General features: G+C 63.0%; 8 protein-coding genes. All 8 read left to right on the top strand.

Features of this window, described 5'->3' with window-relative positions; genetic code table 11:
- Window positions 1-98: 98 nt before the first annotated feature.
- The 8 genes from DGI_RS10650 to DGI_RS10685 all read left to right on the top strand — a co-directional run bounded on the left by DGI_RS10650 (window position 99) and on the right by DGI_RS10685 (window position 6,720).
- Entirely contained in the window at window positions 99-1,052 is a 954-nt protein-coding gene (locus DGI_RS10650) for an ACP S-malonyltransferase (protein WP_021761023.1), read from the top strand.
- 96 nt (window positions 1,053-1,148) lie between these two features.
- On the top strand, window positions 1,149-2,828 hold the full coding sequence (gene argS / locus DGI_RS10655) for an arginine--tRNA ligase (RefSeq protein WP_021761024.1): 1,680 nt from the start codon (window positions 1,149-1,151) through the stop codon (window positions 2,826-2,828).
- Window positions 2,829-2,843: 15 nt separating this feature from the next.
- Window positions 2,844-3,698, top strand: coding sequence for an SPOR domain-containing protein (locus DGI_RS17270; RefSeq protein WP_021761025.1), 855 nt, complete (start codon window positions 2,844-2,846; stop codon window positions 3,696-3,698).
- 40 nt (window positions 3,699-3,738) lie between these two features.
- Window positions 3,739-4,290: a pyruvoyl-dependent arginine decarboxylase gene (locus DGI_RS10665; RefSeq protein WP_021761027.1), complete on the top strand. Its 552-nt coding sequence runs from the start codon at window positions 3,739-3,741 to the stop codon at window positions 4,288-4,290.
- A gap of 65 nt (window positions 4,291-4,355) precedes the next feature.
- A complete protein-coding gene (locus DGI_RS10670; protein WP_021761028.1) occupies window positions 4,356-5,165 on the top strand; it encodes an MlaE family ABC transporter permease in 810 nt (269 codons plus the stop codon).
- On the top strand, window positions 5,162-5,941 hold the full coding sequence (locus DGI_RS10675) for an ABC transporter ATP-binding protein (protein ID WP_021761030.1): 780 nt from the start codon (window positions 5,162-5,164) through the stop codon (window positions 5,939-5,941). Before DGI_RS10670 ends, DGI_RS10675 begins: the two co-directional genes overlap by 4 nt.
- A gap of 105 nt (window positions 5,942-6,046) precedes the next feature.
- Window positions 6,047-6,493: an outer membrane lipid asymmetry maintenance protein MlaD gene (gene mlaD / locus DGI_RS10680; RefSeq protein ID WP_021761032.1), complete on the top strand. Its 447-nt coding sequence runs from the start codon at window positions 6,047-6,049 to the stop codon at window positions 6,491-6,493.
- A gap of 29 nt (window positions 6,494-6,522) precedes the next feature.
- On the top strand, window positions 6,523-6,720 hold the full coding sequence (locus DGI_RS10685) for a hypothetical protein (RefSeq protein ID WP_027193017.1): 198 nt from the start codon (window positions 6,523-6,525) through the stop codon (window positions 6,718-6,720).
- Window positions 6,721-6,735: the final 15 nt, after the last annotated feature.

Raw genomic sequence — 6,735 nt, forward strand, 5'->3', positions numbered from 1 at the left:
GAAACACCGCTCCCTGATTGATCGAACAAGGCGCCCCCCGCCATCCGGCCTTGCCGGAGCGCCCGGGTACGGCGCGCCGCCTCCGGAGGTCTCCATCCATGACCAGCCCTGCCACTGCCCTGCTCTTTCCCGGCCAAGGTTCCCAGGAACCCGGCATGGGCCGCGACCTGGCCGACGCCGATGCCGCCATCATGGACCTGTGGAAGCGGGCCGAAAAGATCAGCGGCCTGCCCCTGCGCGAAATCTATTGGGAGGGCGACGACACCGCCCAGGCGGACACCCGCTCTTTGCAGCCGGCCTTGACGGTTGTCAACCTGAGCATCTTCCTTTCCCTGGCGGAAAAATTCATGGCCCTGTCTCCCCTGCCCTGCGTGGCCGGGCACAGCCTGGGCGAATTCTCCGCCCTGGCCGCCTCCCAGGCCCTGGCCGTGGATGATGTGCTGGAGCTCGTGGCCCTGCGCGGCCGGCTCATGGCCGAAGCCGACCCCGCCGGCAAGGGCGGCATGGCTGCCGTGGTCAAGCTGCCGCGGGAAGCTGTGGAGGAAATGGTCAGCACCACCAGGGAGTCCCTGGGCAAGGAACTGCTGGTGGCCAATTACAACTCCCCGGCCCAGTATGTGGTGAGCGGGGAAAAGGCCGCCGTGGAAGCCCTGGCGCCCCTGGCCAAGGAACGCAAGGGCCGCCTGCTCATGCTGGCCGTGTCCGGCGCGTTCCATAGTCCCCTGATGGCCGAGGCCAACAAGGAACTGGCCGGCGTGATGCAAAAGCGCACTTGGAACACGCCGAAACTGCCTGTCTTCTCCAATGTCACCGGCGGCAAGATTACGGATGCCGACGGCATCAAGGCCGCCATGCTGCAGCAGATGGTCTCCCCGGTGCGCTGGATCGAATTGGTGCAGGCCATGTGGGATGACGGCCGCCGCCGCTTCCTGGAGCTTGGTCCCAAGAACGTGCTGGCCAAGCTGGTGCAAGGCAACCTCACGGCTGACGCTGCATCCTACGAAATCCATTCCCTTGGCAAACGCGACGCCGTCGCATCCCTGACGCTGTAATGCTGCATCGTTGCCGCACGCGGATCGCCTCCACTTGCGCTTGCTGCAGCGGCATGGTATCTCGACGGGCATCTCTAGATAAAGTATAGAGGAATCATGCGCGCACGTCTCCTCCTCCATCGTCTCCTGCACGAGGCCGTGACTGCCCAGGGCTGGCCCTGGCCGGCCAAGGCCCAGATTGAGCCTCCTCGCGACCCGGCCCATGGCGACCTGGCCGCCAACTTGGCCATGCTCCTGGCCAAGGAGGCCGGCAAGCCGCCCCGGCAGATCGCCGAGGTGCTGCGCGAACACCTCCTCAAGGATGCCGACGAGATCCAGACTGTGGACATCGCCGGCCCGGGATTCCTGAACGTCCGCTTCACCCCTGCCTTCTGGCAGGCCACGGTGCTGGAGATTCTGGACCAGGCCGATGCCTATGGCGCCGTACTCCTGGGCCAGGGCAAGAAGGTGCAGGTGGAATACGTGAGCGCCAACCCCACCGGCCCGCTGCACATCGGCCACGGCCGTGGCGCCGCCCTGGGGGATTCCCTGGCCCGCCTGCTGCGCAAGGCCGGCTACGACGTGACCACCGAATACTATCTGAATGATGCAGGCCGTCAGATGCGCATGCTCGGCCAGTCCGTCTATCGCCGCGCCCAGCAAACCGCCGACGTGGACCTGCCCTTCCTGGATGAAGGCTACAAGGGCGAATACATCAAGGACATCGCCGCGGACGTCCTCGCGGATCATCCCGGCCTGTTGTCCATGCCCGAGGACGAGGCCGTGGCCATCTGCCAGCAGCGGGCCATGCACGACATCCTGGACGGCATCAAGAAGGATCTGCAGGACTTCCGCTGCGAGCACCAGATTTGGTTCTCCGAACAGTCCCTGGTGGACGACGGCGCCGTGGAGCGCGGTCTGGCCCTGCTGCGCGAGGCCGGGCACCTGTTCGAAGACGGCGGCGCGCTGTGGTTCCGCTCCACCCCCTTCGGTGACGACAAGGACCGCGTGCTGCGCAAGTCCGATGGATCGCTGACCTATTTCGCCTCGGACATCGCCTATCACGCGGACAAATACGCCCGCGGCTTCGATCTGGTGGTGGACATCTGGGGTGCGGATCACCACGGGTATGTGCCCCGGATGCACGCCGCGGTGCAAGCCCTGGGCAAGCCGGTCTCGGCCATCCAGATCCTGCTGGTGCAGCTGGTGGCGCTGTTGCGCGACGGCGAACCCGTGGCCATGAGCACCCGGGCCGGCGCCTTCGATACCCTGTCTGAAGTGGTGGCCGAGGTGGGGCCAGACGCCGCCCGCTTCATCTTTCTTTCCCGCAAGTCCGATGCCAAGCTGGATTTCGATCTGGAAGTGGTCAAGCGCCAGAGCATGGACAACCCCGTGTTTTACGTCCAGTATGCGCATGCCCGCGTCTGCTCCGTGCTGCGCAAGGCCGAGGAAGACGGCCGCACGGATCTGCTGACCGCCGCCGTGGATCTGCCGGCCCTGGCTCCCCTGGACACTCCCGAAGACATGACCCTCCTGCGCAAGCTGGAACAGTTTCCCGACGTCATCTGGACGGCGGCCGAAGGCTTCAGCCCGCACCATGTGGCCACCTGGTGCCAGGAAACGGCCCAGGCCCTGCACCGGCATTACACGCAACACACCGTGCTGCATGCGGAAGATCCCGCTGTGGCCCTGGCTCGGCTCGCCCTGTTGCGCGCCACAGCCCAGGCCATCCGCAACGGGCTCCAGGTGCTGGGCGTGCACGCACCGGACCGCATGCCGTCCGCCCCTGCCCAGTAAGCAAGGAGGGCAGCCATGAAGTTTGACCTGAAAAAAAACGCCGCCTCTGCCCCTGGTGGCGGCAGGCCCGTGCCACCGCCGCCGGGGGGCAAGCGCTACGCCCTGGAATTTTCCCGCACCGGGCTCATCGGCTTTGTGGCTGTGACGCTGCTGGGGCTGGTGTGGGTGTTCATTTTCGGGGTACTGGTGGGCCGGGGCTACCGGCCGGAAACCGCCGTGCCGGAGCTGGCGCGCATCATGCCGGCAGAGCAGAACGCCAGCAAGGTGCTGGCGGACCAGGGCGTGCTGCCGCCCGAAGAGCTGGAGTTCTATGACGCTCTGAAAAAAGGCAGCAATGTCTCGCCCCACCTGCCCAGTGAACAAGTGGCCGGCGGTGCGGCGAACGGCGGCACGGCAGACGGCATGCACCCTTCCTTTGAGGACGAGGATCTGCCGCCGGCGGAAGTGGTGCAGAATTTGGCCAAGGCCAGCACCGTCAATCCTGCGTCTGCCCCTGCGGCCTCGGCCAAACACCAGCCTGCCCCGCAACAGCCGCCAGCCAAACCAACCCCTCCAAAACCGGCGCCTTCGGCTCCTCCGGCGGCGCAACCACCTCTTTCCGATGACGAAACTGGCCCGCCTGGGCAACGGTACGCCTATGTCTACCAGGCCGCAGCCTTCAGCGAGGCCGCCAAGGCAGACGCTTTCAAATCCAAAATGCATGGATTAAATTTGAAAGCCAGCGTTCAGAAGGTGGAAGACAACGGAAAAACATGGCATAGAGTAATGGTACACTTTGAGGGCTCACCCGAAGACACCAGGGCTCTGAAAGAAAAGCTCAGGCAAGCGGGCATTGAAAAAGCCTTGCTTCGATCCAAAAAACCCATCTAAACCGGTATGTTCCGGCATGTTTGAGAGGTAGACGCGAACCATGAGCCATTCGTTCGTTCCCACCAAGGCCTTTTTCACCAAAGGCATCGGGCGTCATAAGAACAAGTTGCAGTCCTTCGAGCTGGCTTTGCGAGAAGGCGGCATCGAAAAATTGAATCTGGTCTACGTCTCCAGCATCCTGCCGCCCAACGTCAAGATTCTGAGCCCGGAAGAAGGCATCAAAGAACTGCATCCGGGTCAGATCACCTTCTGCGTCATGGCGCGCAACGCCACAGACGAGAAGGGGCGTCTGGTGGGCTCGTCCGTCGGCATCGCGTTCCCTTCCAGCCACGAACATTACGGCTACATTTCCGAGCACCACGCCTACGGGATGGATGCGCAGGAAATTGGGGACTTTGCCGAAGATCTGGCCTCCACCATGCTGGCCTCCACCCTGGGCGTGGATTTCGATCCTGAAACCGGGTACGATGAACGCCGCCAAGTGTACCTCATGAGCGGCAAGGTCATCGACTCCATCTCCAACCCCTGCGTCACCACAGGGGTGGCCGGCATGTGGACCACCACCATTTCTGCCGTGGTCTTCCTGCCGTAGCACACAACCACCATCATGCCGGGAGCCGCCTGCGTCTGCGGCTTCCGGCATGTATGCATTGTACCATGCCTCCCACCCCGCCGCATTCCTCCCTGCCTGTACTGCCCGCTCTTGGAAGGGCCGGCATCGCCACTGTGGGCAATCTGGGCGCGGTCTTTCTGTTTTTGCTCGACGGGCTCGCAAGCGGGCTTGCTTCGCCCCGCCAGCTGGGGCGCACGGTGCTGCAGGTGTATTTCATCGGCGTGAAGTCCGTGTTCGTGGTGGCCCTCATCGGCCTGTTCACGGGCATGGTGCTGGGGCTGCAGGGCTATTACGCGCTTGCCAAGGTGGGGTCCGAAGGGATGCTGGGCTCCGCGGTGGCGTTGTCCCTCATCCGGGAGCTGGGGCCGGTGCTCACGGCCATCATGCTCACGGGCCGGGCCGGCTCGTCCATGGCGGCGGAAATCGGCGTCATGCGCATCTCAGACCAGATCGACGCCCTGGAAGTGATGGACATCCCGCCCATGGCCTATCTGGTGGGGCCGCGCATCTGGGCCAGCCTCATCAGTTTTCCGCTGCTCACAGCCATGTTCGACGTCATCGGCATCCTGGGCGGATACCTGACCGGGGTGAAGCTGCTGGGCGTCAACGCCGGGGTCTACTTTCATCGCATCCATGCGTCAGTGGAACTTTCGGATGTGATGGGCGGCTTTTACAAGAGCCTGCTGTTCGCCGTGCTCGTCTCCACCATCTGCTGCTATCAAGGCTACTACACACACCTGCGCCGCGACGGTGCCGGCCCCGAAAGTGTGGGCAACGCCACCACCTCCGCCGTGGTGTTATCCTGCGTCGCCACCCTGGTGTTCGATTATGTAGCCACCTCCTTTTTGCTATGACCACCCACGCCGCCACCCCCCCGGACCAGCCAGCCGGCTGGAGCATCGCGCTTGAATCCTTGCGCCTGGGGTACGGCGAAACGGTGGTCGTGGAGTCCCTCTCGGCGCAGATTCCCGCGGGCAGGATCACCTGCATCCTGGGCGGCTCCGGCTGCGGCAAGTCCACGCTGCTCAAGCACATTCTGGGACTGGCCCGGCCCATGGCCGGCCGCATTCTGCTGGATGGCAAGGATACGGCGAAATTGTCGCGCCGGGAATTTCGCCACTTGCGCCGACGCATGGGCGTGCTGTTCCAGGACGGGGCGCTGCTGGGCTCCCTGACCCTGGCCCAGAACGTGGCCCTGCCCCTGGTGGAGCACAGCCGGTTACCCAAGGCGCGCATTGCCGACATTGTGCATGAAAAGCTGACACTCGTGGGGTTGGAAGAGTTCAAGGACTACCACCCCGGCCAGCTCTCCGGCGGCATGCGCAAGCGCGCAGGCCTGGCCCGGGCCCTGGCCACGGATCCCCCCGTGCTCCTGTGCGACGAACACACCTCCGGGCTGGACCCCATCAACGCCGCCAGCATGGATGCATTGCTCAAGGCCATGCATCAGCGCTTCAATGCCACTATTGTAGCCGTGAGTCACGATCTGGAAAGCGTCCGCATTCTTGCAGAGCATGTGATCCTGCTGCATGAGGGTCGGGCGCTGTATCAGGGCGATGTTCCAGGACTCCTGGCCTGCGATGATCCGTACGTCCGGACGTTTCTTTCCCGTCGCCCGGCAAATTTCTAGACTTTTTATAGCGTTGTAGATTTTTATTGCAGTCGGTATCGATTGCATGTACTCTTGAATCGCAATGCAAGAGATCCTTTCCGCATTGCTTGAGGCCTGAACACCATGGAAAAATACCGCAAAGAAACGCTGGTGGGCTGCTTTGTTCTTGCCGGGCTGCTGTGTGTGGCGTACCTCACCATCAATCTGGGACGCATGGAAGTGATGGGGGGTGATGGCTACACGGTGCGCGCCAAGTTTGCGTCGGTTGCCGGATTGCGCACCGGGGCTGATGTGGAAGTCGCCGGCGTGCCCATTGGCCGGGTTGCCGGCATTGCGTTGGAACAGGAAACCGGCGCGGCCGTCGTCTCCATGCGCATCAATCCTGGCGTGGCTCTTGCTGAAGACACCATAGCCTCTGTAAAAACTGCCGGCCTCATTGGCGACAAGTACATCAAGCTCTCCCCTGGCGGCGGCGACGAGACGCTCACGGATGGCGGTGTGATTGCGGAAACAGAATCCGCCGTTGATCTTGAGGAACTCATCAGCAAGTATATTTTCGGAAATGTGTAGCGTGCCGTAAGAATCCAAGGAAGTTGATCATGCTGTTGCCTCCGTATCGTGTTTGCGCTGCTGTTGCTGTGTTGGCCTTGCTGTTGACGGCAGGCACGCTGTGCCGGGTTTCCCCCGCCAGTGCCGCACCCGATGCCCAGCAGACGCTGCAGACGTCTGTGGACAAAATCCTGGGTATCCTGCGCAATCCGGACTTCAAGGGTGGTCCCAATCAAAACGCATCCTGATTACCCACAATTCTC

Source organism: Megalodesulfovibrio gigas DSM 1382 = ATCC 19364, from assembly GCF_000468495.1.
Classification (GTDB): domain Bacteria; phylum Desulfobacterota; class Desulfovibrionia; order Desulfovibrionales; family Desulfovibrionaceae; genus Megalodesulfovibrio; species Megalodesulfovibrio gigas.

Excerpts from the sequence above, each read along its gene's own strand:
- mlaD (WP_021761032.1), top strand. The coding sequence starts at position 6,047 with ATGGAAAAATACCGCAAAGAAACGCTGGTGGGCTGCTTTGTTCTTGCC.
- DGI_RS10675 (WP_021761030.1), top strand. The coding sequence starts at position 5,162 with ATGACCACCCACGCCGCCACCCCCCCGGACCAGCCAGCCGGCTGGAGC.
- argS (WP_021761024.1), top strand. The coding sequence starts at position 1,149 with ATGCGCGCACGTCTCCTCCTCCATCGTCTCCTGCACGAGGCCGTGACT.
- DGI_RS10650 (WP_021761023.1), top strand. The coding sequence starts at position 99 with ATGACCAGCCCTGCCACTGCCCTGCTCTTTCCCGGCCAAGGTTCCCAG.
- DGI_RS10685 (WP_027193017.1), top strand. The coding sequence starts at position 6,523 with ATGCTGTTGCCTCCGTATCGTGTTTGCGCTGCTGTTGCTGTGTTGGCC.
- DGI_RS10665 (WP_021761027.1), top strand. The coding sequence starts at position 3,739 with ATGAGCCATTCGTTCGTTCCCACCAAGGCCTTTTTCACCAAAGGCATC.
- DGI_RS17270 (WP_021761025.1), top strand. The coding sequence starts at position 2,844 with ATGAAGTTTGACCTGAAAAAAAACGCCGCCTCTGCCCCTGGTGGCGGC.
- DGI_RS10670 (WP_021761028.1), top strand. The coding sequence starts at position 4,356 with ATGCCTCCCACCCCGCCGCATTCCTCCCTGCCTGTACTGCCCGCTCTT.